Raw genomic sequence first — 26,042 nt, 5'->3', positions numbered from 1 at the left:
GGCGAAGGCCGGGACCCATAACCACAAAATTGGATTTGGCGACGACAGCCAACTCCGATCTCGCGCAACTACTTCTGCTGCGGAGTATGGGTCCCCGGCCTTCGCCGGGACGACACCTCGTGTGACGCTTGAGCAGACATCGTAGGCTGGGCAAAGCGACTTGTCCGCCGTAGCTCGCAGAGCGAAGGCGGAAGCGTGCCCACCATTTTGACTCGGTATGAAGCGATAGGGTGGGCACGGCGCAAGAGCGCCTTTGCCCCACCGTGCGAGAGCTCGCAATGACGGGCGTGTCGGCGGCAACCGGGACCACACACCCACGCCTACTTCGTCAGCAGTGCATACGCCCCGGTCCATCCTTCCGGCGGCGGATCAACCTGGAAATCCTTGATGCGCGCTTCATAGAGCCCGAACAGCTTTTCCAGCGTGCCGGCGTCCTCGCTGTTGCGGCCGCGCTCGATGGCGTCGAGGGCACCCTGCCAGTTGCGGCTGCGGTAGCAGCCGAGCATTTCGATGGTGATGTTGCGCAGGCGCTGGAAGGCGGCCGAATGCATCACGTCCGCACGGCCGGCGATGGCGTAGATCACTTCCGGCTCGGTCTTGCCCTTGACCATGATGAAATCGAGCTCGAGGATTGCGAACTTGTCCTTGGCGGCGAGCGCGGTCCTGGAGCCGACGATGATCGGGAAGCCGTATTCTTTGGTCTGGCCTTCGAGGCGCGAGGCCAGGTTGACGCTGTCGCCGAGCACCGAGTAGTTCTTCTTCAGGTCGGAGCCCATGTTGCCGACCACGCCGATGCCGGTGTTGAGGCCGATGCCGACATTGAGCGGGATGTAGACGTGGCCGCCGTCCGCGGCTTCCTGCTCGCGGTCCTTGTTGACCGCGTCGATTTGGTCAAGCATCTGGATCGCGGCCTCGCAGGCGTTGAGCTCATGTTGCGCGTCGTCGAGCGGCGCGTTCCAGAACGCCATGATGGCGTCGCCCATGTATTTGTCGATATAGCCCTTTTGTTCGATGATGACGTCGGTGAGCGGCGTCAGGAAGCGATTCATCAGCGCGATCAGGCCCTGCGGATCGTGCTTGTAGCTCTCCGAGATCGTGGTGAAGCCGCGCACGTCGGAGAACATGATCGTCATCTCGCGCTCCTCGCCGCCGAGCACGAGCTTCTCCGGCGACTGCGCCAGCTGCTCGACCAGCACCGGCGACATGTATTGCGCGAACATGCCGCGGATCTGCACGCGCTGGCGTTGCTCACGCACGAAGCTCGCGAAGATCAGCGTCAGGTAGAGCGCGGTGGTCGACAACAACGGGTAAGTGAAGTCGATCAGGTAGCGGTATTTCCAGTAGAAGAACCAGGACGTGCCGACCAGGACCGCAGCGAACATCGCGCCGGCAATCACCAGCCGCACCGGTCCGAGATTCGGCGTGAAGATGATGACGAGGATGCCGATGATCATCGCGGCAAGCAGCTCGACGCCGAGCGCATAATTCGGCCGCGAGATCGCAGCGCCGCTCAGCACGCTTTCGAGGACCTGGGCGTGGATTTCCACTCCCGGCATGGCGCGCGCCACAGGCGTGGTCTTGATGTCGTTCAGGCCGACGGCGGAGGTGCCGATCAGCACCAGCTTTCCAGCGATCTTGCTCGGCGGCACGGTGTTGTCGAGCACGTCGGCTGCCGAGACATAGATCGAGGGATCGTGACGGGCATAGTGCACCCAGAGCTGGCCATTCTCGTCGGTTGGGATCTCGACACCTTTGAGGCGGACGCCGCGTATGCCGGTCTTGTCGGTGCGCACCAGCAGCGTCGGCGTCCCCGTGACGACCCGCAGGATCTCGAGGCTGAGCGAAGGCATGATGTTGCCCTGCGCGCGCATGATCATCGGCACGCGCCGGATCAGGCCGTCCCGTTCGGTCCTGATCGTGAACAGCCCGCGGCCCGCCGCCACCTTCTCGATCACAGGCACGTTGCGCAGCAGCCCGGGGAATTCGAACAGGAAGCGCTCGGCCTCCGCTTCGCCGACCGTCGCCACACCGGTGAAGGGAAGCGTCTTGTCGATTTCCGACGTGATCGCCGGCTGTCCGGTCTCGCCCAGCACGACGCGGGAGCGCTTGATCGCCTCCGAGAGGATCTGGTCGTTGCTCGGCAAATCGCGCAGCTTGGTGCGTGTGGCGTCGTCCAGATAGCGCATCTGGTTCGCGACCAGATCCGGGTTGAGCCGATCGGGCTCCGAGAACACGACGTCGAAGCCGATCGCCACTGCACCGTTGCTGGTGAGGTTCTGGATCAGGTCCGCGATTCGCGTGCGCGGCCACGGCCACTGGCCGAGCCTGGCGAGGCTCTTGTCGTCGATGTCGACGATCGTGACCGGTCGCACCGCTGCCTTTTCGCGCGGATCTATCAACTGAAATATGTCGAAGTTGCGCAGCCGCAGCTCCTGCACCGGCGGCGGATCCCAGACGCGCAGGGCTGCAAACACGACCAGCAGCGCAAGGCACACCAGCCGCGCAAAGCCGAACTTTCGCGTGAACCACCGCCGCAGGATCTTGAGACGTTTCATGTCAGTCGAGCTTCCTGCCGCGCATCACGCCTTCGGGCCGATCATGGCGGGTCAGCGCGCCAATGGCTATTCCTCAGGCCAAGGATTACCGATTTTTTGCCGTGGTCAAGTTGAGCTTGAGGCGCCGGGAGGGCCGCCGCTCGCCAGCGCCCGCGCGGCATCAGGTGATGTGGAAGATGAAATCGCTGGTCTTGAGCGTGGCGGTCACATTCCTCAACAACAACTGCTCATGCTCCGTGACCGGTGCGCTGTCGGGTTGGTTGACCTGCTGGCACCACGTGACCAGCGTGTCGCCGGACTGCTGGGTGATGTGGAGATTGTCGATGGAGCTGACATCCGAGAACTGCCGCAGGTCGATTTTGTCGCCCGTTGCGAAATCGGTGATGGTGTGGGTGCCGTCATCCCCGCTCTTGCCCGGCGCAAACACGAATTGATCCTTGCCGCCGCCGCCGGTCAGCGTGTCGCCGGTCGTGGTCGCGAAAATGACGTCCTTGCCGCTGGTGCCTTGCAGGGTGATCCCCTGGGAGGTGTCGCCGGCCTCGTCGAAGATGAAGTTGACGGTGTCGTGGAGACCGGTGGTCGTATCTGTCACCGTGAGCGTGATCTGGTCGGTATCGGGTGGTGTTTCGCCGGGATTGTAGGTTATGCCGTGCTGCAAGGCCGTGTTGACGTCGTCGAGCGAGCCGGACGCCGGCGACAAATCGACGCTGCTGTCGGGCGCATGCGCGGTGACTGCGGTGACCGTAAAGCTGTCCGTCGAAGCGCCGGGATCGGTGTCGATGACCGAGAGATGGGTGACGGTGTCGGTGTTGAATTGACGGTCATGCGAGACCCGGAGATGGGTCGTGTCGATGACGGGCCCGCCGTCAGGCGCGGTGACGCTCGTGCTGATCGTGGCGGCCGTGTCCGACACCGGAGCCGTCCCGTCGGTGCTCATCGCCGTGATGTCGGTCGTCGCCGTCAAGGCTGAATTCGTGATGCCGCCGGTATAGGTGTCGTCCAAGGCGTGCACGCCGAGCGGATCCGGTGTGCCCGTATAGCCGTCCGCCGGCACGAAACGGATCAGCGCGTCGGTGCCGAGCACCAGCGCCTGCGTGTCGCTGACCGATCCGATATCGACCCATTGATGGGTGCCGGCGACTTCGTATTGCCAGACGCCCTCGGCGGCCGCGGCAGCGTCCGAAGTGACCGCGATGGCCTTCAGGCTAGCGTTATCATCGGCATCGTGGAACTTGCCCGCGAAGAGATCGCCGACGGTGCTGCCGCCCGGATTGCTGTCGTTGCCGGCGACCGGGCCCAGCGTCGCGTTGTCGAGCGTCGGGGCATCGTTGCTGCCGGCGATGTTGATGGTGATGACGCCGTTGCCGGTGCCGCTCGGCGCATGGCCGTCGTCGGGCCCGATGGTGTATTGCAGCGACAGCGTGTGGCCGGCGGCGAGGAAGTCGAACGCCTCGCTGCCTGAATTGAAGTCCCACGTGAACTGGGAGTGGGTGGCGGTGCCGTTGAGGATGTCGCCGGACTGCACGGACAGATAGTTCAACAGCGTCGCGCTCGAGGGTTCGCCGACATAGTCGGTCTGGAGCACGCCGTCGAGCTTGATGTCGAGATGGTCGACCGCGACCGTCACGTGATCGGTGGCATCGGCATCCGACACCGTCAGCGTGCCCTGTTTCGCCAACGCCGCATTGGTCTCGGACAGGTCCGCGCCGGAATGATCGTTGGTTTCGGCTGTGATCGCGGGCGCGTCGTTCTTGCCGGTGATCGTGACCGTAACCTCGGCCGTATCGGTCTTGCCCTGGTGGTCATCGAGCGTGAGGGTGGACACGACGTTGGCGGTCTGGCCTTCGCCGAGGAAATCCAGCGCGTTGTCGGCGATCGAATAGCTCCAGTCGACCGTGCCATTGTTGGTACCGGTGGTCTGCAGCGCCAGCGCCTGCTCGAGCACGGCGGTCTCGCCGGCCGTCAGGGTCAGATGCGTGGCGTGGTCGGCGTCGAGCCAGGTCACGGTCTGATCCGTAATCGCAACGGTCGCCGTCGGCCGCTCCGTCAGATCGACATCGCTGAACGCGATCGTGCCGGTCGCGGCCGGTGCCGGATCGGCACTTGGTGAACCGGTGGTGTTCTCGAGTTCGCTGAAGCTCGCGCTTTGCGCCGGGCTTCCGGCGAAGTGAGGCGCGTCGTCGATTGCATTGAGCGTGACCAGCGTGCCGCCGTGACCGTCGCTGCCGCCGGCAAAATGCGCGTTGCTGTAGTCCGCGCCGACGAGTTTCACCGTGATGGTGTGGCCGTAGGCATCGCTTACGACGAGGTTGCCGGTCGCGGCGTCATAGATCGCCGAGGTGCCGCCATCATACTTGATCGTCGACAGGTTGAGCTTGTCGGTCGCGGCAAAGCCCGCGACCGATCCGCCGAAGTCCGACGTGTCGATCTGGAGCTCGGCGCCATCGCCGGCGAAGGTGATGGTCTGCGACACCGTGGCATTGAGGTCGAGCGTCGCATCGGCATCGACGGTGACCGAACCCGAACCGGACAGCGACCCGAACAGCGTCAGCGCGCCGTCATGGACCTCGATGGCCCCGGTGTTGGCGATGGTGCCCGAGATCGACGCTGTGCCCCAGCTATCGATGTTCTGGTCATTTTCGATGCTCAGCCTGGCGCCGGAGATCGAGGCACCGTGCAGATCGATGGCGCCATGGTTGACGATCGATGACGCATTGCCGAAGACGCTGGTGCCGGCGACCGTCCAGGTGCCGTCCGCCTGGTTATTGAATGTGGCCGTAGCAACCGAGATGTTGCCGTTGATGTCGCCGGTGTTGTTGATGGTGAGGTGGCGGCCGCTCTCGGCGATTGCGTCGGTTGTCGCGGTTACGCTGCCGGCATCGTCCGGCCCGATCGTGCCGGAATTGTCGATCAGCGCGGTGCCGGTCGTGTTTCCCTGGACGAAGATCGCGTAATGGCCGCTCGCTCCCACGACCGAGCCGTGGTTGGTGATGTGCGTGTCGCCGATTGCGGCCGGACCATTCGTGTCGGCTGTGCCGTTCTGGGTGACGACGATACCAGCCGTTCCCGTGGCGGTAAGTTCGCCGTCATTGAGGATGGTGACGTTGCCCGCGCCGGTCGCCACCACGCCCAGGGCAACCGCCCCCGTGGCGGAGCCTTCATTGGTGACGCTGACATCGCCTCCGCCATGGTCGAAGGCGCCGATCGCGGTGCCCGCGGCCGTGATCGACGACGTCTCCCCGGTCGTGACCGTGACTTTGCCGACGCCCCAGGTGAACGCCTCGATGCCGTAGCCGGCCGCCGCGGTGATCGTCGCATCGCTGGTGACGGTCACGTCGCCGTAGACCTTGTTGGAGAACTGTCCGTTTTGGTCCGGGTTGTAGCCGGCAACGATGCCGCCCGGTGTCGCGCCGCTCAGGTTCGCCGTCGAACCTGAGTGGATGGTGCCGTGGGCGGTGACCTGGATCGTGCTGTGCACGCCGCTCGCGATGACGGAGGCCTCGTTGACGGCGAGGATGCCCGTACTTCCGGACGTGATGGCGTCGCCACCCGACAGCGAGACACTGATATTGCCCTGGTCGAGGCTGTAGGCATCGATGCCATAGCCCGCCGTCCCCGTCACCGATGCGCTGGCACCGAGCGAGACAGTGACATTTCCGGTACCGCCGCTCAGTGCCAGGGCTCTGACGCCCATCTGGGCACCGACCACAGTGGTGCCTGTGTCATCGTTCACCGTGACATCGCCATTGCCGTAGTTGTAGGCATCGATGCCGTGGCCGCCCGTGGCGCTGATGTCGCCATGGTTGTTGACGACGACAGTGCCGTTGACGTCGGTGTTGGCATTGCTTCCCGTCGTCGCGCCGGTGTAGCCGGCCTGAATGCCCGCTGGCGCACTGTTGCTTTGAGTGAGGCTGCTGCCGGAATGAACCGTGCCGTAGTTCTCGACCGTGATGGTGCTTCCGGCCGACTCATCGAGCGAAATCGCGCGATTGACCGCAACGACGCCCGAGCTGCCTGACGTAATCACACTGCCGGCCTCGGTTGTCACGCTCTCGTGCCCGGCGCCATAGCTGCGCGCCCGGATGCCATAAATTGCGCTTCCCGTGACGTTGCCGCCGGCGTCGATATCGATGTCGCCGTCGCCGTGCGTGGTCGCGTCGATACCATAGGCGCCGCCCGCTGCTCCGCCGAGCTGGGTGATCGAGATGTCGCCGGCATTGGCGACATTCAAGTTCTCGACGAAGACGCCGACCGAATTCGCGCCGGTCCCGGTCGCCTTGCCGGTGACATTGTCGATCGTGATATCGCCTGCCCCAGTCACACTGTCACGCAGCGTGATGCCGTTGCCGGCGAGGCCGGTGATGTCCTTTGTCGCCGTCAGCGAGATATCGCCAACGCCGTTCTGGGTGACGAGGACGCCATTGGCCGCACCGGTCAGCGCGCCGGTTGGCGTGAGAACGATATCGGCGGCCTTGGCGAGCGTGCCGCCGCTCGCCGTGAAATCGAGCGCGTCGCCGTTCGACGTCGTGATGTCGGCCGCGCCGGTCACGGTGAAGGTGCCGCCGACCGACGACTGGCCGGTGATGGTGCCGGTAAAGCTCTGGCTGGCCACCTTGTCGAGTTGAAGCGTGTCGGTGCCGCCCGCGAAGCTCACAGTCTGCGCTGTGGCTCCTGCGAGCTCCAGCGTCGCATTGTCGTCGACGATCAACGAGCCGGCGCCGGTGAGACCGCCGGCGAGGTTCAGCGTGCCGGCCTGCACCTCGATGGTGCCGGTGTTGGTGACGGCGGCCGTAATCGCGTTCGAGCCGGACATCCCATAAAGATGACCGGAATTGCCAAGGCTGCCGCCATTGATCGAAACATCAGTCAGGTACAGCTTCGAGGTGCCGTCGATCGTGACCGTGCCGCCGCCGTTGGTGACGGTCAGCGATGCGAGCTTCACGATGCCGCCGCCGATCGCCTTGATATCCGCGGTATTGACGATGAGTTCGCCGGAAATGTCGAGCTCGCCGCCATTCGCCTGGATCAGCTTGTGATTGGTGACGGTGTGGAGCACGGCGGGATCGATCGTCAGCGTGCCGCTGGTGACCGTGATCGTGCCGGTGTTGGTGACGTCGGCTTCGGTGATGGCGCTCGCGGCGGTCGATTCCAAGGTGCCGGCGATGGTCACGGTGCCGCCGTCGATGGTCGCGCCGGCGAGATCGAGCGTCGACGTGCTATCGACCGAGACGACGGCGCTGCTCGCGTTCGTCACCTTGTTCGCGATCAGCTTGAGCGTGCCGCCGTTGATCGCAGCGAGCGTGTCGTTGTTGGCGACGTTCTCGCCATTGATGTCGAGCTCGCCGAGATTGGCCCGAATCGTCCCATCATTGGTGATGGCGGCCGAAGTCGTGGCGACAAGGGCCAGCACGCCGCCGACCGCCTCGATCAGATGGCTGTTGACGATGGCGGTGTTCGTGATCGTGCTGGTACCATAGGAGCTGAGCGTCCCTGAGACGTTGAGCTTGCCGCCGGCGAGACTTGCCCCGCTGAACGACAGGGTGTTGCCGGCGTCGATCTTGACGGCACCCGTGCCATTGGCGGTGATCGCAGTGTCCGAAACCGTCGCTGTGTCCAGCGTCAGCGTCTTCCCGCTCTCCACTATGACGAAGCTGGTGCTCAGCGTCGCGCTGCCGTCGATCGTGCTGTCGCCGGTCATGTCAATCGTGCCGGTGCCGTTGACGGCGCCGCCTGAAATCTCGGTGCCCGACAGCGTCAGTGTCTGGCTGCCGTCGACCTTTACCGTGCCGCCACTAGTCACGACGTCGTTGAGCAACGTCGCCGGACCGGCGATCTCCAGCGTGCCGTTGTTGGTGATCGGGCCGCCCTGGATCTTGGCGCCGCCTTGAAGCTTGACGGTGTTGTCGAGCTCGATGCTGGAATTGTCGGTGACGGTCGAGCCAGACACGGTGACGCCGTCCAGCGTCAGCTTGGCATCGGCAATGACCGCGCTCGTGCTCAGCGTCGCTCCGCCGTCGATCGTGCTGGCCCCGGTGACGTCGATCGTTCCGGTCCCGTTGATGCTGCCGCCCGAAATCTCCGTGCCTGACAGCGTCAAGGTCTGGCTGCCGTCGACCGTCACCGTGCCGCCACTAGTCACGACGTCGTTGAGCAACGTCGCCGGACCGGCGATCTCCAGCGTGCCGTTGTTGGTGATCGGGCCGCCCTGGATCCTGGCGCCACCTTGAAGCTTGACGAGGTTGTCGAGCTCAATGCTGGAATTGTCGGTGATGATCGAGCCCGACACCGTGACACCATCCAGCGTCAGCTTGGCATCGGCAGTGACCGTGCTCGTGCTCAGTGTCGCGCCGCCATCGATCTTGCTGGCGCCGGTGACATCGATCGTGCCGCTGCCGTTGATGCTGCCGCCCGAAATCTCCGTGCCTGACAGCGTCAGGGTCTGACTGCCGTCGACCTTGACCGTGCCGCCGTTGGTCACGACGTCGTTGAGCAGCGTCGCTGCACCGGCGATCTCCAGCGTGCCGTTGTTGGTGACCGGACCGCCCTGGATCTTGGCGCCGCCCTTCAGGGCAACGGTGTCGTCGAGCTCGACACTGCCCTTGTCGGTGATCGTGGTGCCATCGACCGTGATCGCGTCGAGCATCAGGGTCTTGAGGCTCTCGACGGTGACAAAGCTGGTGCTCAGCGTTGCCCCCGCGTCAATCGCGCTAGCTCCGGTGACGTCGATCGTACCGGCGCCGGTTATCGAACCGCCGCGAATCTCGGTGCCCGACAGCGTCAGCGTCTGGCCGGCATCAACCGCCACCGTGCCATGATTGGTGACGACGTCGTCGAGCAGCGTCGCGGGGCCCTCGACCTCCAGCGTGCCGTTATTGACGATCGGGCCACTTCCGCCGACGGAGGGGCCTTCGGAGAATTGGACGGGGCCGATGGCAAAGTCGTTCGGCGAAAATGTCGCCCTGGTCAGCATAAATTCGACCTTGGCGATGTCGGCGCCGCCGCTGATCAGGTCGATGAAGATTGCCGAACCGTCACCGCTGGCGGTGCTCACGCCGTCTTCGCTGACCGTGCCGATCACGTTGCCAGCCAGATCATAGGCGATGATCTCAGCGGTAAAGCTGCCGTAGTAGTCGGCCTGGATCTGCGCACCCGCCGAAGAGACCGGCGCTGCGAATTTGATGGTGATGTCAGGCCCCGCCTGACGATCCCACAGAAGATGGGTTCCAGCGGCGAAATTCCCGCCCCAACCCGAACCTTGATCACGCAGCTCGAAGACGCTGCCGGCGGAAGAGACCGTGCCGCCGCTGCCATCTGCCGCGACGACCTGCTGCGGACTGCCAAGTACGGTGAATGACGTGCCGAGCTGTCCCCAGTTGAACTCCACCGTGGCAGGGCTCCCGCCCTTCGGGGCGGAGACGCTGGACCCGCCCTTGATCACCGCGCCACCGGTGAGCTTCACGGTCCCGTCGACCGTGATGCTGCCCTTGTCCGAGATCGTCGCACCATCGAGCGTGGCGGTATCGAGCGTCAGGGTCGTTCCGGTCTCGACAGTCACTGCGCTGGTGCTCAGCACGGCATTGCCGTCGATCGTGCTGTTGCCGGTGACGTCGATCGAGCCCGCGCCGCTAGTGACGCCACCGCTTATCTCGGTGCCCGACACCGTCAGGGTCTGGCCGGAATCGACGCTGACCGTGCCGTTGTTGGTCACAACGTCGTTGAGCAGCGTGGCAGGACCGGCAATCTCCAGCGCGCCTTCGTTGGTGATTGGACCCTGGGCGTCGATCGATGCACCCTGGATCGTGGCGCCGCCCGTCAGCATGACCGTGCCGTCAAGCACCACTCCGCCGTTGTCGGCAATGGTCGCACCCGACACCGTCACATCGTCGAGCGTCAGCGTCACATCGCTTTCGACCGTGACCGCAGCATTGTTGAGCGTCGTGCCGCCATCGATCGTGCTGTCGCCGGTGACGTCGATCGTGCCCGCGCCGCTAATGACGCCGCCGCTTATCTCGGTGCTCGACACCGTCAGGGTCTGGCCGGAATCGACGCTGACCGTGCCGTTGTTGATCACAACGTCGTCGAGGAGCGTGGCAGGACCGGCAATCTCCAGCGTGCCTTCGTTGGTGATCGGACCCTGGGCGTCGATCGATGCACCCTGGATCGTGGCGCCGCCCTTCAGCATCACCGTGCCGTCAAGCACCAGTCCACCGTGGTCGGTGATGGTCGCACCCGACACCGTCATATCGTCGAGCGTCAGTGTCACATCGCTTTCGACCGTAATTGTGCCCTTGTTGAGCGTCGCGCCGCCATCGATGCTGCTGTTGCCGGTGACGTCGATGCTGCCGCCGAACGTGCTGCTGAAATTATTGATGACGCCGCCGCTGATCTCGGCGTGATCCAGCACCAGCTGGCCATGATCGTCGACGGTCATCACACCCGACGAATTGTCGACCGTGGTCCCGTGGGCCAGCGTCAGCGTCGCGCCGGCATGGACTTCGATCGTCGAATTGTTGGTGACAGTCTCCGTGTCGAAAGCGACAGTCCCCGTAACGTTGACCGTGCCGGAATTGTGCAGCGCGCCGTTCTCGACCAGGCTGATGCCGTCGAGCTCCAGCGTGCCCAGAATGTTGACGGTGCCGCCGTCGATCGTCGCGGCATCGACGATCAGCGTCGTGCCGGCATCGGCCTTCAGCGTGCCACCGGCATTGTGGATCCCGGCCAGCGTCTTCAGCGTGCCGCCGGACAGCTCGATCGTGCCGGAATTGGTGATCGTTATGGCTTTGGCGAAATCGCCACCGCCCGCGAGCGTGAGATAGCCGCCATTGCTGAACACGGCCGTGTCGAGGATCTCGGCCTTGCCGCCGACCGACATCGTACCGGTCGCGGTGTTGTTGAAGATCGAGTCCGCGCTCATGTTGAGCGCGCCGGCGATCGTCAGCGAGCTCTTGTTGATCACTTCCGGCGGCGGGCCGCCGAAATCGTTCATCGTGATCGACTTGGCGTAGGCCGCGGCGTCGATTGTGACGGGATAAGAGGGCGTCAGTCCATGCAACTGATCGGTGATGACAATGACGTCGTCACTGATCGTCGGGACGGTGCCGGTTTCCCAGTTCGCGCCGTCCTTCCAGAAGCCGCCGGCCGGCGTGTTCGTCGCGATCCACACAACGGCAGGAGCGTCGGTGCCGGTGATCGTGACCGTAATGGTCTGGTCCGAGGTCGCACCTTGCGAATCCGTGACCGTCACGGTGTAGGTCAGGGTCAGCACTTGGCCCGCCGGGATGAAGTCGGCGAGATAGACCGGGATGTCCTTCAGCGACCAGTGGATTGATCCCGTGCCGGTCCCGGTGCTGTCGTCGGCGGATGCAATCGAGACCAGCAAGGAGCTCGAGAGGAAGTCGGAGATGCTCTGGGGGACGGTGGCGCCGGGCAAGACCGCGCTGAACTTTGACACCGACACCGTGTGGGTGTCGGTGAGATCGACATCGGTGAAGGTCAGCGTGCCCGAGGTGGGAACGTGCGTCGTGAGCGGCCCGCCCGGCACGCTGGTGCCACCGGCGAAAGTGATGGTTGGAACGCCGGTGGTGATCACCGGCTTGTCGTTGGTGCCGGTGATGGTGATGGTGATCGGGATGGTCGTGATTTCGGGATTGACCGCGAAATTGTTGTTGATGCTGACGAGGTAGGTCACCGTCAGCGTTTCGCCCGCCCCGAGGAAGTCGAACGCGTGATCGGGGATCGTGAAGGTCGCGAGCGCCGATCCGTTGTTGTTGTTGCCGGCGTCAGGGACGACATTGATCTTGATCTGCGTCGCCGCGATATCCAGCTTCTGGAGAGCAGTGAGCGAGCCGGTGACGTCGTGATGGCCCGCGTCCATGTAGACGTAGTTCGGCGCGCCAGCGAGGTCCACCGAGACCGTCGGCAGGTCGCCCAGATTTTGATCGACGAAGTTGACCCGGAAGGTGAACGTGTCGGGACCCACGGTGTCGCCGGTCGTGTCCGCGCGGTCGCCGGTCGCGTTCGGGTGCTCGGTGACGTTGAACGCAGTCTTCAAATTGCCGTTGGCGTCAAGGACGCGCGAATCGGGCGACCCGGGAATACGCGTGCTGGATTGCGTCTCGAGGCCCTGCCCTTGCGTCGCCGGGGGATTGAGGTTGGTGAAAACTGCGGTCGCAGTCGTGGAGCCGGCCTGCGCCTTGATCAGAAATCCGTCAGCGGTCTGGGTGATCGTGTCGGTGGAGTTGTTGGTCAGCTTGGTGTTGGTGCCGTTGTCCGTGAACTTCAGCGTGAACACGTCCGTGATCAGCTTCTGAACGTCGGGGGACATCAGCGCATTGCTGATCGAGACGTTGCCGCCGCTGATCTGGATCATCTGGCCGGCCTGGTTGACCGTCGCGATCGGCAGCAGCGTGACCTTGTCGAACAGGATGTAGGAGCCGGTGGTGCCGTTGGGCTCGACCAGCACCTGGAAGCTCGCCTGCGGCTGCGGATCGCCGCCGCCGGAGGGAACGACGAAATTGATCTGGGTCAGCACGGCTGTACCGCGGATGCCCATGGTCGCAACCGGCGTGTCGACCTTCATGTCGCCGTGCTTGGCGGTCTCGCCGGCGACAAAGGTGATGGTGCCCGCGACCAGGCTGAGCAGCGAGGAATTGTTCGACCCGTTGGGGTCGTACACCATCTCGTTCAGCACCATCCGCGCATTGGAGGACAGGCCGAACACGGTGCCGTCGATGAAGGTGATGCCCAGCGTCGAGTCGCCGCCGGTCGAGACCACGTCGCCCTTTTCGACATTGTCGCCGTTGTTCAAAATGATCGAGACGCCGTTGCGGACGGCGGTCGCGCTGCCGGAGAGCTTGGTGACGTGACCGATGACCGCGGCCGCCGCCGCGCCGGGCGCGGCCTGCGCATATTCGACGTGGCCCGTGAGCGCGTTGACGATGTCGCCGGTGAGGTGGGCGCCATCGGGCGAGGCGATCGCCGCGCGCTTGTCGCCCCTGAAATAATCCTCGACGACGAACTCATGGCCGTCATGGGACAGCACGAGGTCGACACCTGCGCGCTTGAACTCGCCGTTGAAGATCAGGTTGGCGTCGGGAACGACAAAAGCGCCCTCGGGCACATGGCCATGCCCCTTGGCGATAAAGGGCTTGGCGGTGAACGAATCGACATGGTCATGGGCGGGGGAGTGAGAACCCTGGCCATCCAAAAAGAGCGCGGCGTCAAACTTGCCAGCGTAATTCAACCGGTCACCGTAAAAGGGTTAATATTTAAATAAGTATCGACCGCCTAAGCTTGCATATCATTACCAAGTCCTTAGCGAAACCATCCATCGCTTGTGTGATTTCGCGTCACAAGGCCGTTGCCGCTCGTGCCGATCGCCTCGCCTGCGCAGAAGCTGAAGTAATTGCTGGCGTTGCTCTGAGTAATTCCTGGTCTATCTGGCCGCACTGCCCGTCACCCCATGTATTCCATCGTAGAAATCGGACAGTAGATACTTGCGTCGTCTCTGCTTCGTGGTGCCCCGCAACATCCTGCGGCAAATACGGAACTAAATCTGTGACCCAACTAACAGAACCCGTGAAATAGCGGGTCATTAGCCATAAGCCGCAGAACCGGCCCTCCTGCAACTTCTACCTGCAATTGGCTCTATTTCGCGGCGGACGAGGCACTCCTAGCCTTCGAATCGTAAAATTTTACCCAAACTGGCCAGTCCAGCTTCAGCCTGCTTCGCGGTTTTGGGACCTCTGCCGGGCGCCTTAAGCAGAACAAAACGGCCCGCCTCGCATGATCTGCCCGAAAGCAACAAAGCCGGCACGTCGAGGTCGAGGGGGACCTGGCGAAGCCGGAAGGGGATGTCAGATGGAAACCGCTGCTCATACGCGCGCCTGGCGTGCGATCCTTGTCTTGTGCGGATTGATCCTGTTCGGATCGGCCGCCGATCTTCGTGCCGGCACCCTGCTATCGCCGGGACCGGGCGTTCTCGTACGCAAATCCGCCGAGCCGTTCGGCGTGTTCGCCTTCGCCATTTCGACCGGCGGCCTGCGGCAGAAATGGTTCGCGCTGAAAGACCAGCTCGACGACGACATGGTGCAGCTCGCGCTGTGCGACGGCGACCGCGACAATTGTGCCTCGCCCGCGGCGCTCAAGCTGCTCGCCATTGTCGACCAGGCCCGCACTCGCGACGGCCGCGCACGGCTGGGCGAGACCAACCGCGCCATCAATCTCGCCATCCGCGCCGTCAATGACGGTGCCGACGACATCTGGAGCTCGCCGCTTGCGACCTTCCAGCGCGGCGCCGGCGACTGCGAGGATTACGCCATCGCTAAACTGGCCGCACTGCGGCTTGCCGGCGTCGCCGCCGAGGACCTCCGCATCGTCGTCGTGCGCGATGCCAAGGCCGGCGAAGCGCATGCGGTCGCGGCTGCACGGCTCGACGGGCACTGGCTGATGCTCGACAACCGCCGCATGGCGATGGTCGAGGATGAGAACGCGCGCGGCTACCAGCCGCTGTTCGTGCTCTACCAATCCGCCGTGCTGAAATATGTCGGCGAGCCCATGCAGTTCTCCGGACTCGATAGCCCGCCTCTGTCGCTGGTCGCCGAGACGCGCTGATCTGAATTCCAGTTTCGTAGCCCGGATGGAGCGCAGCGAAATCCCGGGAGCTCTATCGCGTCTTGCGCCGGCGCCGGCTTGCGCTCCGCTCCATCCGGGCTACCGCCGCTTGCATAAACCGAGCGCCACAAGCCCATTTCGTCTTGCAGTCTGGAACTGCTAGCATGGCGCCAAACATGCTAGGGACGACTGGATGCGGTTCATCGTATTGTCTGTGCTTGCGCTGCTGGCCCTGCCCGCAGCACCAAGCTCCGCCCAATCCGGCGCGTCCGACCGCTCCATCGCCGACAAGCTGCCGCTGTTTGCAAAGAACAATTGCCGGCAGAACCGTGACCCCGCCAACCAGTTGTTCTGCGGTGACCCAGAACTTGCCGCCGCGGCCGAGAGACTGAGCGCCGCGATCGAGGCGCGGCTCGCGCGGCTGCCCGATCGCCTGCCCGCCATCGAGGAGAATGCGATCTGGATCCGGCAGCGCAGCCTGGGCTGCGGAATCGTCGGCCAGGCCGCGATCCGCTATGACGAGGTCGACCAGATCAGGGCCTGCCTGCTCAAGGTCACCGAGGAGCGCGCTGCTGTGCTGCGCGACCCCGATTTCGACTGCCTCGCGGCCAACACCGCGGCTGGTGCGCTGATCTGCGCGGACCCGTCGCTGGCGCTTGCCGAGACCGAGCTCAACGGCGAGGTGCTCGGCTTGATCGGCAAGCTCGACCCGAACGCGGCACGCTTTGCCTTCGCCGAATACGGTCGATGGACGCGGGAGCGCGACCGCAAATGCAATCTGGTCGGCAAGGAGAACGTGCCGCTTGCCGAGCTGTCGTCCGAGGAAGGTTGTCTCGCCGACTCTTTGCGGCGCCGGACCGACGTGATCGCCGCGGCCAAAGGCGATCCGAAGAAGGTGTTCGGCCGGCAGGTCGCGGCCAAATCGCCCGACACCGACGCCGTCGACTTCTGCGCGGCGCGGATTCACGCCGCCAATTCCTGCGGCAATTTCGTCCGCATCAACCGCGTCTATGCGCTCGACAGCCAGGTTAGCGACGAGGAGGCGCAGGTCACCGGCGAGATCGAGATGGTCGTGCTGGCGCCCTTCACCGCTTGTAGCAAGGTCGCGTCCACCTGCACGGGCACGTGTTGGGATTTGCGGACAGGCCGTCCGCAGCCGGCAGCCGCAAACAGAGAGCGCGCCGCAGAGGCCTTCAACGTCACACGCAGCGTGAGAATCCAGCGCACCTTCGCCTTCGTGAAGGCCAATGACGGCTGGCGATGCCGCGAGGACGAACTGGCGCCGGTGAATTCAGGTGTCTCGAGCGGCGGGTCGTGACCTCTTCCTTCTCCCCTTGTGGGAGAAGGTGGCGCGAAGCGCCGGATGAGGGGTCTGCTTCAGCGAATTCCACAACAAGAGAATCGCGCGCGGAGAGAACCCCTCACCCGGCTTCGCTTTCGCGAAGCCACCCTCTCCCGCAAGGGGCGAGGGTGCACCGTCATCGCGGCGAGAAATCAAAACATCAGATTGTCCTTCACCAGCACCCAGCGGCCGGCCTTGACCTGCTGTACCTGGGTGATGGTGTTGGCGAGGTGGTCGGTCTTGGAAAACTTCGTCGGCGGCGAGTTGAAGATGTCGAGGAACTTGTCGCCGGATTCCAGCGCGTCCAGCATCTTCTGGCCAGTCAAATCCTTGCCCGCCTTGTTCGCGTAGAACGCGAACGTCATCACCGCGTTGTAGCCGATGATCGCCTGCGTGTTGGCATCGGTGCCAAACATCTTCTTGTAATTGATGAGCCAATCGTGGACCTTGCCCTTGGCGGTGTCCTCATAGGGAATCTCGAAGCCGGACGCGGCATAGAGCCCTTCGACCGCCTCCTTGCCCAGCGTCGGCACTTCCAGCACGTTGGTCGGCGTGGCGCCGAGGAAGGTAACGTCCCAGCCGAGCTTCCTGGCTTCCGTCATCGCGCCGATGGTCTCGCGGATCACGGTGCCGAGCACGACGAGGTCGCAGCCGTCGGACTTCATCTTGGCGACCTGCGCGCTGAAATCGGAGGCACCGCGCTTGTAGCTTGTCACCGAGGCCGGCTGCAGCTTCATGGCGGTGAGCTGCTGGTTGAAGCCGTCGAGCACGTTCTTTCCGTACTCGTCATCCTGATGCATGATGCAGGGCTTCTGGAAATTCTTCCACTCCACCATGTATTTCAACGCCGCGCGCGTGCTCTCGACGTAGGGCAGGAGGTTGTTGAACTTCAGCCGCTCCTGCGGCTTGGCCGGATCGAACTTGAAGGTGAACTCGGCGGCCGTCAGCGGAAACAGCTGGAGCACGCCGGCGTCGAACAGGATGTCCTGCGCCGCAAGCACCGTCGGCGAGCCCATCGGGCCGATCATCGCAAAGATCTTGTCGCGCTCGACCATCTTCTGCGAGGCCAGCACCGCCTTCTTCGGATCGTAGCCATTGTCCTCCAGAATCATCCTGATCTTGCGCCCCTGGATGCCGCCGGCCGCATTGATCTCCTCGACCGCCATCTTCATGCCGTTGGAGACCGGCACGCCCCACACCTTGATCGGGCCCGACAGGTCCTGATGGGTGCCGATGACAATCTCGTTGGCCGAGACGCCTTCATTGGTGACCTTGGTTTGCGCCGCGGCCGGCAGACAGGTGAGCGCCATTGCACCCACCGCAAGGCCGAACGCTTTCAACGATCTCGACATTGACGTCTCCTCCTTAGGCCCGTGTTGTACAAAGGGCGAGGGCCATCGCTCCTTCGTTGTTGACGAACAGGTCGTTCAAGCCACCGCGCGCTGGGGATACATCGCATCGATCTCGGCGGCATAGCGCTTGTTCACAAAGTTGCGCTTCAGCTTCATGGTTGGCGTCAGCTCCTCGTCTTCCGGGGTAAGCTGGCGTTCGATCAGGTAAAACTTCTTGATGGTCTCGACGCGGGCGAAATTGCCATTGACCGCCTCGATCTCGCGCCAGATCAGATCCTGGATCTGCATCGCGCGGCACAAGCTGGCGTAATTGGTGAAGGGGATGTCGTGGTCCTGGGCGAACTTCTCGACATTCTCCTGGTCGATCATCACGAGGCAGGTGAGATACGGCCGCTTGTCACCGATCACCACGGCGTCCGAGATATAGGGCGAGAATTTGAGCTGGTTCTCGATCTCGGACGGCGTGATGTTCTTGCCGCCGGCGGTGATGATGATGTCCCTCATCCGATCGGTGATTTTGATGAAGCCTTCGTTGTCGATGGCGCCGACGTCCCCGGTGTGCAGCCAGCCGCGCGCATCGATCGTCTCCGCGGTCTTTTCCGGCTGGTTGAGATAGCCCACGAACAGGAAGTCGCCCCTGATCAGGATCTCGCCGTCGGGAGAGAGCGCGACCTCGCCCCAGGGCACGGCCGTACCGACCGAGCCGAGCTTGATGCGCTCGGCCGGCATCATGGTCGCGACCCCGCAATTCTCGGTCTGACCATAGACTTCGTGGATGTCGATGCCGAGCGCGAGAAACCAGCGGATCAACTCCGGCGCGATCGGCGCGGCTCCGGTGAAGGCGATGCGGCAGCGGTCGAGCCCCATCATGCGGCGGATGTTGCGAAATGCAAGCCGGTAGGCGAGATGGCTGGCCAAGCGAAGCGAAAGCGGCGGCGTGTTGCCCTCGATCCGGCAATCGACCATGCGATAGCCGATTGAGATCGCACACCGGTACACCCATTGCTGCAACGGCGTCGCATCCTTCAGAGCGATGGTGATGGACGAATAGAACTTTTCCCAGATGCGCGGCACCGCCAGGAACACCGTCGGCTGCACCTCGCGCAGATTGTCCGGCACCGTCTCGGGGCTCTCGGCAAAGTTCATCACCGAGCCGAGCGCGACCGAGATGTAATAGCCTCCGACGCGTTCGGCGACGTGACAAAGCGGCAGGAAGATCAGACGGTCATCGTCTTCCCGCGCCGGGATGAAGTCGGTGGCGTGCCGCATCTGGTGCGTGACGCTGCGATTGGCGTGCATCGCGCCCTTCGGCGGCCCCGTGGTGCCGGAGGTGTAAACGAGAACGGCAAGATCGCCGGCGCTGCGGCTGTCGATCATCTCCTGCCACAGCGCCTCGCGGCCGACCATGTGGTTACGCCCGAGCGCCCGAAATTCGTCGAGCGACATCACCATGTCGTCGGAGAAGCCGCTCAGGCCCTCCATGTCGAACACGACGATGCTTTGCAAGCTCTCGCAATGCACACGGCAGGCCAGGATCTTGTCGAGTTGCTCTTCGTCCTCGGCGAAGATCACGCGCGTCGCGGAATCCTTCAGGAGATATTCGATCTGGGCCGCCGCGTCGGTCGGATAGATGCCGGAGGAGACACCGCCGGCGCAGAGGATGCCCATATCGGCATAGACCCATTCGGGTACTGCGTTGGCGACGATGGAAGCAACGTCGCCAGGCTTGAACCCGGTCGCGTGCAGGGCATAGGCGATCTCCTTTGAGATTTGCAGCCATTCGCGCCAGCTCGTCGGCTGCCAGATGCCGAATTGCTTCTCGCGGATCGCGGGCCTGTTCCCACGCAGCTCTGCTGCGCGCAAAAAACTCCTCGCGATCGTGTCGGCGACCGTCAGCACCGCCGGTCCGGCCATGCGCGTTTCCTCCTTGTCGCTTTCCCCTCCGTTGCCTGCCTTGCCGGCGGTCTGTTGCGGATGGGCCGGTTCATTTAACGCCAAATCTTGCTCTAACGCCAAGTTTTCTTCTTTTTCCAGCGCCGCTCGCCGCGCGCGCCGGCTTCCTTCGCACCAAGATAGAATTCCTGGATGTCCTTCGAATGCATCAGGCGGTCGCAGCTGTCGTTCATCACGATGCGGCCGATCTCCAGCACGTAGCCGTAGTGCGCGGTCTCCAGCGCCACCTTGGCGTTCTGCTCGACCAGCAGGATCGACATGCCCTGCTCCTCGTTGACGCGGCGGATGATCGTGAAAATCTCCTTCACCAGGATCGGCGACAGGCCGAGCGACGGCTCATCGAGCAACAGAAGCGCCGGCCGGTTCATCAACGCGCGACCGATCGCGAGCATCTGCTGCTCGCCGCCGGAAAGCTGGCCGGCCGGCTGGTTGATGCGCTCCTTCAGCCGCGGGAAATAGCCGTAGACCCGCTCCAAATCGTCCGCCACGCCGCCGCGATCACGGCGCGGATAGGCGCCTATCATCAAATTCTCGCGCACCGACAGGAACGGGAATACCTCGCGTCCCTCCGGCACATGGCTGAGCCCAAGGCGCACGATCTTGTCGGCCTCCATGCGCTGGATCGGCTTGCCCATGAACTCGATCGAGCCCTTCTGCGGATCGAGAATGCCGGAGATCGTCTTCAGCACCGTGGTCTTGCCGGCACCGTTGGCGCCCAGCAGCGTGACGATGCGTCCGCGCGGCACTTCCAGCGAGATGCCGCGGATCGCCATGATCGGCCCGTAATAGCTCTCGATGTTGGAAAGCTTCAGGATGATCTCGGGAGTGACGCCGGCATCCATCGCGTCAGGCTCCCAGATACGCGGCGACGACGTCGGGATGCTGCTGCACCTCGGCGGGCGAGCCCATCGCCAGCACCCGGCCGTAGTTCAGCGCGATCACGCGATCGGAGACGCGGTTGACCAGTGACATGTCGTGCTCGACCATCAGCACGGTGACGCCGAGCTCGCTCTTCATGTCGCGAATCCAGAACGACATGTCGTCGGTCTCTTCGACATTCAGCCCGGACGACGGCTCGTCGAGCAGGATCAGCTTCGGCTCCGAGCAGAGCGCGCGCGCCAGCTCGATCACCTTGCGCACGCCGTAGGGAAGGCCCGAGATCAGCTTGTCGCGATAGGGCTCGAGATCGAGGAATTCGATGACCTGCTCGACCCTGCGGCGATGCAGCTTCTCGTTGGCCCGCACGCTCGGCAGGAACAGCAGTTCCTGCCAGAGCTGCGTGGTCGAATGCCGGTGGCGGCCGACCAGCAGGTTCGACAGCACGGTGGCATTCTCGAACAGCTCGATGTTCTGGAAGGTGCGGGCGATACCGAGTCTCGCAATGTCGTAAGGCGGCTGTTCCGTGATGTCCTGGTCCTCGAAGAAGATGCGGCCCGAGGTCGGCCGGTAGATCCGCGAGATCAGGTTAAAGATCGAGCTCTTGCCGGCGCCGTTCGGCCCGATGATCGAGAGGATTTCGCCCTTCTCGAGCGCAAACGACACAGCATCGACTGCTTTGAGCCCACCGAAATGCAGCGATAGATTCTCGGCGCGGAAATAGCTCATCGGTTCCGCTCCGACTTCACGTAGATCTTCTGCCGCTTGAAGGTGGCGCGCTTGTAGAGCGGGAACAGCTGGAAGAAGAGCTTTATCTTGAGCCAGCGGCCGTAGAGCCCGAGCGGCTCGAACAGCACGAAAAGCACGATGATGATGCCGTAGATCGCGCCCTTCAACCCGTTGAGCGAGGCGAAGGCCGCGACCTTCGACTGGACGTTGGCGGCAGTTTGCGTGCCGGCCCCGAACGTGGCGGCGATGGCCGCGATGATGCCGGGCATGTCGTCCTTGAGGTAGGTCAGGAATGGGTCGATCATCACGATGAAGATCGCGCCCAGCACCGCACCGTGCAGGCTGAAGGTGCCGCCGATCAGGATCACGATGATGAACTCGATCGAGAGCTGAAGGGTGAACATCTCCGGCGAGATGAAGGAGAGCTTGTGCGCGAACAGCACGCCGGCAAAGCCGGTGATCGCCGCCGAGATCGCAAACGACTTCACCTTGTAGAGCGCGACGTTGATGCCCATGCTGCGGGCCGCCGTCTCGGAGTCACGGATCGCGACGAAGGCGCGGCCGGTCGGCGAACGCAGCAGATTGAGCGTGCCGACGATGGTCAGCACCAGCACCGCGAGGCAGATGAAATAGAACGTCGGGCTGTCGCGCGAGACCGTGACGCCGAGCAGCGACGGCGCCTTGATCCGCATGCCCTCATTGCCGTTGGTGACGCTCTCCCAGCGCGCCAGAATCTCCTCGACGATGAAGGCGAAGGAGATGGTGGCGATCACGAGATAGATGCCCTGGAGCCGCAGCGCGGGAAAGCCGACCAGCGCGCCGATGCAGCCGGTCAGCACGCCCGCAGCGACGAAGTAGACCGGGAACGGCACATTGTATTTCTGCAGATAGGCCGCGGTGTAGGCGCCGATCGCAAGAAATGCCGCGTGCCCGAGCGAGGCCTGTCCCGTGAAGCCGGTCAGGATCAAGAGCGCCACGCCGACGGTCGCATAGATGCAGACGAAGACGAGCTGGCTCATCAGGTAGCTCGAGAGCACGTAAGGCGCGATCAAGAGCACCGCGAGCAGAAGTCCGTAGGAGACAAAATAGCCAGAATGCGGAAATAGCCTGATATCGTCGTCATAATCGGTCTTGAACAGGAAGCGCATGGCGTTCAGACCTTCTTGCGCATGTGAAGGCCGAACAGGCCTTCGGGCTTGAGCAAGAGCACGGCGAGCAGCACGATGTAGGGCGCGACGTCCTTCCAGCCCTCCGCCAGGTAAAAGCCGGCCATGCTCTCGATCACCCCGATCAGCACGCCGCCGACGACCGCGCCGGGAATCGAGCCGAAGCCGCCGAGCACGGCGGCCGGAAACGCCTTGAGGCCGAGCACGAGGCCGACATTGGAATGGATGAAGGTGATCGGCGCCAGCAGCACGCCGGCGCAGGTCGCGACGGCCGCGCTGATCGCCCACACGACCGACACTACGCGCTTGACCGGGATGCCCATGTAATAGGCCGCCAGCATGTTCTCGGAGCTGGCGCGCATCGCGGTGCCGAGCGTGGTCTTGTTGAAGAAGAGATAGAGCAGCGCACAGAGGATCACCGTCGCCGCGATCACCGACAGCTTATCATGGGCGAGCACCAGCGAACCGATGCGCAGCACGCCCTGACTGAACGGCGTGTCGATCTTGAAATCGTCGGTGCCCCAGATCATGCCGGCAACCGAGCGCAGGAAATAGCCGAGCCCGATGGTCGCCATGATGATGGAGAATTGCGGATAACCGAGGATCGGCCGCACCACGATCCGTTCCGCCAGCATGCCGAACAGCGCCATCGCGGCCACCGCAGCGGCAAAGCCGATCCAGTAGTTCAGGCCCATCATGCCGATGAAGGTGAAGGCGAAGAAGCCACCCAGCATCATCAGATCGCCCTGGGCGAAATTAACGACCTCGGTGGCCTTGTAGACAAGCACGAAGCCGAGTGCGATCAGGCCGTAGACGCAGCCGAGCGCAACACCGCTGACCAGCTGCTGAACGAAATCCAGCATTGCCGCGCTTCCTCCCGACACAACCAGCGGTTCTTCCTGACCGCCTTGCCGCGTCTTGTGTCCAGCCGCTACGCAGTCGTTTCGCTGCGTCAGCGCGTTTTGTCCCGGCGCCAATTCAGCCTGAACCGCCAAGCGCTGTCAACAAACGGTGACTTGCCTTTAGTCCAAGCCCTGGTCCAAGGCGGATGCCGGAATTTGCAGCAGCGCGATTCACCCTGCCGAAACATCTTCAGGCCATGGTCGCGGGCAACGCAAAACCGGATGGTGTGGCCGTCATGAAGCCCGACAGCTCGGCGCTCGAAGTCCGAGGGTTAACGAAGCGTTTTGACCGTTTGGCGGTCGATAGCCTCGATCTCACCATTCACGCCGGTGAATTCTATGCTCTTGTCGGCCCCAATGGCGCCGGCAAGACCACCACCCTGCGCATGGTCGCCGGCCTGCTCCGGCCCGATGCCGGCGGAGTCTCGATCTTCGGCATCGATGCGCTCGCAAATCCCGTCGCGGCCAAGCAGGTGATGGCGTGGGTCTCCGACGAGCCGATGATCTACGACAAGCTGACGCCGCTCGAATATCTCGAATTCGTTGCCGGCCTCTGGGGCATCGCGCCGTCGATCTCGGAACCGGTCGCGCAGGACCTGCTGAGCTCGCTCGGGCTCGAGCCGCACCGGCACGAACGCTGCGAAGGCTTTTCCAAGGGCATGCGCCAGAAGGTGGCGCTGGCCGGCGCGCTAGTGCACGATCCCCGGCTCATCATCCTCGACGAGCCGCTAACCGGGTTGGATGCCGTCTCCGCCCGACATGTGAAGGGTCTCCTGAGCGAGCGCGTGCGTGCAGGTTGCACCGTCATCATGACCACGCATATTCTGGAGGTGGCCGAGCGCATGGCCGACCGCATCGGCGTGATCGCGTCGGGCCGTCTTGTCGCTGAAGGGACTCTCGCCGAACTGCGCCAGCAGAACGGCCATTCCGACACCAGCCTGGAGGATCTCTTCATCGCGCTGGTGACGCTCCAGGAAGCCGCGTGACCTCCGCGACGGCGCTCTCCTGGTTCGCGCGCCACGAACTCCGGCTCGCCTGGCGCGAATGGATCGCCATGATGACCGGCGGCCGGCGCCGGCGGACGCGCGTCGCAATCATCGGCCTGCTCTCCTTTGCGGCATTGCTGCATGTACCGGCCTGGGCGGTGATCGGCCGCTTTGCCCATCTGCAACTGCCGCTCGACAAGTCGTCGTTGATCGTGATCTCGGCGACAATTTTCCTCGCCTGGACGCTGATGCTGTCGCAGGCGATCGAATCGGTGACCCGGGTGTTTTATGCCCGCGCCGACCTTGACCTCATCATGTCGTCGCCGGCAACGCTGGCGAACCTGTTCTCGGTGCGCATCGCCGCGATCGCACTGACCGTCACGGCGATGGCACTGTTGTTCTCGACGCCGTTCATCGACGTGCTGGTGATCGGGGGCGGCGCGCGATGGCTCGCCGCCTTCGGTGTCGTGGTCGCGATGGGCCTGTCGGCGGCCGCGATCGCGATTGCCGTCACCATTCTGTTGTTTCGCCTGATCGGCCCGGCGCGGACGCGCTTGGTGGCGCAAATCGTCGCCGCGATCATCGGCGCAGGCTTCGTGATCGCACTTCAGGTCGCGGCGATCATCTCCTATGGCACGCTGTCGCGCTTCACCATCCTGACCTCCGGTACAGTGGCCGACCATGCTCCGGATATCGACAGCGTGTGGTGGTGGCCCGCGCGGGCGACGATGGGCGACAGCGAGGCGCTGCTGTTGCTTCTCGCTCTCGGGCTCGTGCTGCTTGGAAGCGTGATGGCGATGTTCTCGGGTCGCTTTGCCGATACCGCGATCGACGCCGCTGCCTACGGCGTGTCCAGTCGCCAAAGCGCGAAGGAACGGCCGTTCCGCCGCGGATCGCGGCAGCAGGCGTTGCGACGCAAGGAATTCATTCTGCTGTGGCGCGACCCGTGGCTGATCTCGCAGACCCTGATGCAGCTGCTCTATCTGGTGCCGCCGGCGCTGCTGCTGTGGCGCAGCTTTGCCGACAGCTCCGCGGCGCTGACGCTGATCTCGCCCGTCATGGTGATGGCGGCGGGACAGCTCGCCGGAGGGCTCGCCTGGCTGACGATTTCGGGCGAGGACGCGCCCGATCTGGTCGCGACCGCACCGCTGACGCCGTCCGGCATCACCCGCGTCAAGATCGAGGTGGTGCTGATCGCGATCGCCGTCATCTTCTGCCCGCTGGTCATGGTGCTGGCCTTCGCGTCGCCGTTCCAGGCCGCCATCACTGCGGCTGCAATCATCATCAGCGCGGCCTCCGCCACCGCGATCCAGCTCTGGTTCCGGGTCCAGGCCCGGCGCAGTCAATTCCGCCGCCGCCAGACCTCGTCGCGGCTTGCCACCTTCGCGGAGGCCTTCTCCTCGATCGGCTGGGCCGCCACGGCCGCGCTGCTGCTCGCTCTCCCCATCGCCGGCCTCGTCAGCGGCCTGATCACCGCCGGCCTCGTCGCCATCACCTGGAAGTTCAGTCCGCGGCGGGAGTGAGGGCGCTTTCGCCTTGGTCTACTCCTCTTGAAAGTAAGGCTAGATT

The 26,042-nt window shown here is 63.8% G+C and carries 12 protein-coding genes; 4 read left to right on the top strand and 8 right to left on the bottom strand.

Annotation, left to right across the window (positions count from 1 at the left end):
* Nucleotides 1–320 precede the first annotated feature (320 nt).
* The gene (locus AC0L2O_RS13805; RefSeq protein ID WP_473370098.1) at nt 321–2,555 is read right to left on the bottom strand and encodes a CHASE2 domain-containing protein; all 2,235 of its coding nucleotides are present in this window, start codon (nt 2,553–2,555) and stop codon (nt 321–323) included.
* 160 nt (nt 2,556–2,715) lie between these two features.
* Nucleotides 2,716–13,797, bottom strand: coding sequence for a beta strand repeat-containing protein (locus AC0L2O_RS13800; protein WP_473370097.1), 11,082 nt, complete (start codon nt 13,795–13,797; stop codon nt 2,716–2,718).
* A 617-nt stretch (nt 13,798–14,414) separates the two neighbouring features.
* On the opposite strand from AC0L2O_RS13800, the gene AC0L2O_RS13795 reads away from it, so the two are divergent.
* Nucleotides 14,415–15,167 carry a transglutaminase-like cysteine peptidase gene (locus tag AC0L2O_RS13795; protein ID WP_473370096.1) on the top strand — a complete coding sequence of 251 codons (753 nt, stop codon included), beginning with the start codon at nt 14,415–14,417 and terminating at the stop codon, nt 15,165–15,167.
* Nucleotides 15,168–15,360: 193 nt separating this feature from the next.
* Nucleotides 15,361–16,485 carry a lysozyme inhibitor LprI family protein gene (locus tag AC0L2O_RS13790; RefSeq protein ID WP_473370095.1) on the top strand — a complete coding sequence of 375 codons (1,125 nt, stop codon included), beginning with the start codon at nt 15,361–15,363 and terminating at the stop codon, nt 16,483–16,485.
* A gap of 176 nt (nt 16,486–16,661) precedes the next feature.
* Here the strand turns inward: AC0L2O_RS13790 and AC0L2O_RS13785 are convergent, their stop codons facing one another.
* The 6 genes from AC0L2O_RS13785 to AC0L2O_RS13760 all read right to left on the bottom strand — a co-directional run bounded on the left by AC0L2O_RS13785 (nt 16,662) and on the right by AC0L2O_RS13760 (nt 23,448).
* A complete protein-coding gene (locus tag AC0L2O_RS13785; protein WP_369720660.1) occupies nt 16,662–17,861 on the bottom strand; it encodes an ABC transporter substrate-binding protein in 1,200 nt (399 codons plus the stop codon).
* 75 nt (nt 17,862–17,936) lie between these two features.
* Nucleotides 17,937–19,775: an AMP-dependent synthetase/ligase gene (locus AC0L2O_RS13780; protein WP_473370094.1), complete on the bottom strand. Its 1,839-nt coding sequence runs from the start codon at nt 19,773–19,775 to the stop codon at nt 17,937–17,939.
* A 92-nt stretch (nt 19,776–19,867) separates the two neighbouring features.
* Nucleotides 19,868–20,656 carry an ABC transporter ATP-binding protein gene (locus AC0L2O_RS13775; protein WP_473370093.1) on the bottom strand — a complete coding sequence of 263 codons (789 nt, stop codon included), beginning with the start codon at nt 20,654–20,656 and terminating at the stop codon, nt 19,868–19,870.
* A gap of 4 nt (nt 20,657–20,660) precedes the next feature.
* Nucleotides 20,661–21,419 carry an ABC transporter ATP-binding protein gene (locus AC0L2O_RS13770; protein ID WP_473370092.1) on the bottom strand — a complete coding sequence of 253 codons (759 nt, stop codon included), beginning with the start codon at nt 21,417–21,419 and terminating at the stop codon, nt 20,661–20,663.
* Nucleotides 21,416–22,567 carry a branched-chain amino acid ABC transporter permease gene (locus AC0L2O_RS13765; RefSeq protein ID WP_473370091.1) on the bottom strand — a complete coding sequence of 384 codons (1,152 nt, stop codon included), beginning with the start codon at nt 22,565–22,567 and terminating at the stop codon, nt 21,416–21,418. Before AC0L2O_RS13765 ends, AC0L2O_RS13770 begins: the two co-directional genes overlap by 4 nt.
* A gap of 5 nt (nt 22,568–22,572) precedes the next feature.
* Entirely contained in the window at nt 22,573–23,448 is an 876-nt protein-coding gene (locus AC0L2O_RS13760) for a branched-chain amino acid ABC transporter permease (RefSeq protein ID WP_409191604.1), read from the bottom strand.
* 275 nt (nt 23,449–23,723) lie between these two features.
* Between AC0L2O_RS13760 and AC0L2O_RS13755 the strand changes: the two genes are divergently transcribed.
* Together AC0L2O_RS13755 and AC0L2O_RS13750 are read left to right on the top strand one after the other, a co-directional pair.
* Nucleotides 23,724–24,473, top strand: a complete 750-nt coding sequence (locus tag AC0L2O_RS13755; protein ID WP_369726613.1) for an ABC transporter ATP-binding protein — start codon at nt 23,724–23,726, stop codon at nt 24,471–24,473.
* Entirely contained in the window at nt 24,470–25,996 is a 1,527-nt protein-coding gene (locus tag AC0L2O_RS13750) for a permease (protein WP_473370090.1), read from the top strand. The genes AC0L2O_RS13755 and AC0L2O_RS13750 overlap by 4 nt, the downstream gene beginning before the upstream one ends.
* Nucleotides 25,997–26,042: the final 46 nt, after the last annotated feature.

Source organism: Bradyrhizobium sp. Kon10, assembly GCF_055807395.1.
The sequence above is the reverse complement of the archived record's forward strand: the minus strand, read 5'-3'. Positions and strand labels throughout refer to the sequence as shown.

Excerpts from the sequence above, each read along its gene's own strand:
- AC0L2O_RS13805 (WP_473370098.1), bottom strand. The coding sequence starts at position 2,555 with ATGAAACGTCTCAAGATCCTGCGGCGGTGGTTCACGCGAAAGTTCGGC.
- AC0L2O_RS13795 (WP_473370096.1), top strand. The coding sequence starts at position 14,415 with ATGGAAACCGCTGCTCATACGCGCGCCTGGCGTGCGATCCTTGTCTTG.
- AC0L2O_RS13790 (WP_473370095.1), top strand. The coding sequence starts at position 15,361 with ATGCGGTTCATCGTATTGTCTGTGCTTGCGCTGCTGGCCCTGCCCGCA.
- AC0L2O_RS13785 (WP_369720660.1), bottom strand. The coding sequence starts at position 17,861 with ATGTCGAGATCGTTGAAAGCGTTCGGCCTTGCGGTGGGTGCAATGGCG.
- AC0L2O_RS13780 (WP_473370094.1), bottom strand. The coding sequence starts at position 19,775 with ATGGCCGGACCGGCGGTGCTGACGGTCGCCGACACGATCGCGAGGAGT.
- AC0L2O_RS13775 (WP_473370093.1), bottom strand. The coding sequence starts at position 20,656 with ATGGATGCCGGCGTCACTCCCGAGATCATCCTGAAGCTTTCCAACATC.
- AC0L2O_RS13770 (WP_473370092.1), bottom strand. The coding sequence starts at position 21,419 with ATGAGCTATTTCCGCGCCGAGAATCTATCGCTGCATTTCGGTGGGCTC.
- AC0L2O_RS13765 (WP_473370091.1), bottom strand. The coding sequence starts at position 22,567 with ATGCGCTTCCTGTTCAAGACCGATTATGACGACGATATCAGGCTATTT.
- AC0L2O_RS13760 (WP_409191604.1), bottom strand. The coding sequence starts at position 23,448 with ATGCTGGATTTCGTTCAGCAGCTGGTCAGCGGTGTTGCGCTCGGCTGC.
- AC0L2O_RS13755 (WP_369726613.1), top strand. The coding sequence starts at position 23,724 with ATGAAGCCCGACAGCTCGGCGCTCGAAGTCCGAGGGTTAACGAAGCGT.